Raw genomic sequence first — 3143 nt, 5'->3', positions numbered from 1 at the left:
AGATTGGTGCAATAAGCAAAATAAGGGCGCATGGGGAATGCCTAGGCTCTCAGAGGCGATGAAGGACGTGATAAGCTGCGAAAAGCTGCGGGGACTGGCACACACAGATTGATCCGCAGATATCCGAATGGGGCAACCCGCTATATTGAAGATATAGTACACCGATAGGTGGGCAAACCCGCTGAACTGAAACATCTAAGTAGGCGGAGGAGAAGAAAACAAAAGTGATTCCGTAAGTAGTGGCGAGCGAACGCGGATTAGCCCAAACCAGTTATGTTACGGCATAGCTGGGGTTGTAGGACCGCGACATTTCATGCATGAGGAACCGGAAGCTTCTGGAAAGGAGCGCCACAGAGGGTGACAGCCCCGTATGGGCAACAAATGTAATGGATAGCGGTATCCTGAGTAGGGCGGGGCACGTGAAACCCTGTCTGAATTTGGCGGGACCATCCGCTAAGGCTAAATACTCCTGAGAGACCGATAGTGAACCAGTACCGTGAGGGAAAGGTGAAAAGAACCGTGAATAACGGAGTGAAATAGATCCTGAAACCATGCGCTTACAAGCGGTCGGAGCCCTTTCGTGGGGTGACGGCGTGCCTTTTGCATAATGAGCCTACGAGTTAACGCTGCTGGCAAGGATAAGTGGTTAAGCCATGGATCCGCAGCGAAAGCGAGTCTGAATAGGGCGCTTTAGTCAGTAGTGTTAGACGCGAAACCGTGTGATCTACCCATGGGCAGGTTGAAGCTGTGGTAACACACAGTGGAGGACCGAACCGGTTGACGTTGAAAAGTCTTCGGATGACCTGTGGGTAGGGGTGAAAGGCCAATCAAACTCGGAAATAGCTCGTACTCCCCGAAATGCATTTAGGTGCAGCGTTATTTTAGTTATATAGAGGTAGAGCTACTGATTGGATGCGGGGGCTTCACCGCCTACCAATTCCTGACAAACTCCGAATGCTATATAATGATTGATAACAGTGAGGGCTTGGGTGCTAAGGTCCAAGTCCGAGAGGGAAAGAACCCAGACCATCAGCTAAGGTCCCCAAATATATGCTAAGTTGAAAGAACGAGGTTTGTCTGCCCAGACAGCTAGGATGTTGGCTTGGAAGCAGCCATTCATTTAAAGAGTGCGTAACAGCTCACTAGTCGAGCGGACGAGCATGGATAATAATCGGGCATAAGCATATTACCGAAGCTATGGATTTGCATGTATGTGCAAGTGGTAGGGGAGCATTCTGACAGGGCTGAAGGTGTTTCGTAAGGGATGCTGGACCAGTCAGAAAAGAAAATGTAGGCATAAGTAACGATAATGCGGGCGAGAAACCCGCACACCGAAAAACTAAGGTTTCCACAGCTATGCTAATCAGCTGTGGGTTAGTCTGGACCTAAGGCGAACCCGAAAGGGACAGTCGATGGCCAACGGGTTAATATTCCCGTACTTCTTATTGCTGTGATGGGGTGACGGAGTGATGAAAGCGCCGCGAACTGACGGAATAGTTCGTTAAAGCACCTAGCTATAGGGTCTCTAGGCAAATCCGGAGATCTTGGTGAAATGCGATAGTACTCGGAGTCTTCGGACAAAGAGATAGTGCGCCTAAGGGCTTCCAAGAAAAACCTCTAAACTTCAGGCAATAAGAACCAGTACCGTAAACCGACACAGGTAGTTGAGGAGAGAATCCTAAGGTGCTCGAGAGATTCATGGCTAAGGAATTAGGCAAAATAGACCTGTAACTTCGGGAGAAAGGTCGCCAGCAGCAATGCTGGCCGCAGTGAAGAGGTCCAGGCGACTGTTTATCAAAAACACAGGGCTCTGCAAAATCGTAAGATGAAGTATAGGGCCTGACACCTGCCCGGTGCTGGAAGGTTAAGAGGAGATGTTATCTTCGGAGAAGCATTGAATTGAAGCCCCAGTAAACGGCGGCCGTAACTATAACGGTCCTAAGGTAGCGAAATTCCTTGTCGGGTAAGTTCCGACCTGCACGAATGGTGTAACGATCTGGACACTGTCTCAGCCATGAGCTCGGTGAAATTGTAGTAACGGTGAAGATGCCGTTTACCCGCAGTGGGACGAAAAGACCCTGTGCACCTTTACTATAGCTTAGTATTGACCTTGGATAAATGATGTGTAGGATAGGTTGGAGACTATGAAGCGGCGTCGCCAGGCGTTGTGGAGTCATTGTTGAAATACAACCCTTTGTTTATCTGAGGCCTAACCCCGCAATGTGGGGGACAGTGCTTGGTGGGTAGTTTGACTGGGGTGGTCGCCTCCAAAAGAGTAACGGAGGCTTCTAAAGGTTCCCTCAGTACGCTTGGTAACCGTGCGTAGAGTGCAATGGCATAAGGGAGCTTGACTGAGAGACATACAGGTCGATCAGGTACGAAAGTAGAGCATAGTGATCCGGTGGTTCCGCATGGAAGGGCCATCGCTCAAAGGATAAAAGGTACGCCGGGGATAACAGGCTGATCTCCCCCAAGAGCTCATATCGACGGGGGGGTTTGGCACCTCGATGTCGGCTCGTCACATCCTGGGGCTGGAGAAGGTCCCAAGGGTTGGGCTGTTCGCCCATTAAAGTGGCACGCGAGCTGGGTTCAGAACGTCGTGAGACAGTTCGGTCTCTATCTACTGCGGGCGTTAGAAATTTGAGTGGATCTGATTCTAGTACGAGAGGACCGAATTGGACAAACCTCTAGTGTATCTGTTGTCCCGCCAGGGGCACCGCAGAGTAGCTACGTTTGGAAGGGATAAGCGCTGAAAGCATATAAGCGCGAAACCCACCACAAGATGAGATTTCTTTTAAGGATCGTGGAAGATGACCACGTTGATAGGCTACAGATGTAAAGGCAGTAATGTCATAGTCGAGTAGTACTAATAATCCGTAAGCTTATGCACAAACTTTTCCCCCCGAGCAATCGGGGGGAGGAAACTTTCTAAATAATGCTTGTTTGTTTCTTTATCTCAGTATGTTAAGATATTGTTTAATTGATAATTAACAATTTATAATTGATAATTAATGATTAAAAGCTGCTTGCAGCGAATAGCCTTAAGGTGGTTATTGCGGCGGGGCTCACCTCTTCCCATCCCGAACAGAGAAGTTAAGCCCGCCTGCGCAGATGGTACTGCAGTTTTGTGGGAGAGTATGTCG

The 3143-nt window shown here is 49.1% G+C and carries 2 rRNA genes; both read left to right on the top strand.

What is annotated here, in order from left to right:
- Positions 1 to 8 precede the first annotated feature (8 nt).
- Positions 9 to 2890, top strand: a 23S ribosomal RNA gene (locus BSF41_RS23470).
- Between the two features lie 152 nt (positions 2891 to 3042).
- Positions 3043 to 3143: ribosomal RNA gene (rrf, locus tag BSF41_RS23465) — 5S ribosomal RNA — on the top strand; the annotation flags it as partial.

The sequence above is a fragment of the Flavobacterium sp. ACN2 genome, assembly GCF_002303885.1.
Taxonomy (GTDB): Bacteria; Bacteroidota; Bacteroidia; order Flavobacteriales; family Flavobacteriaceae; genus Flavobacterium.
The sequence above is the reverse complement of the archived record's forward strand: the minus strand, read 5'-3'. Positions and strand labels throughout refer to the sequence as shown.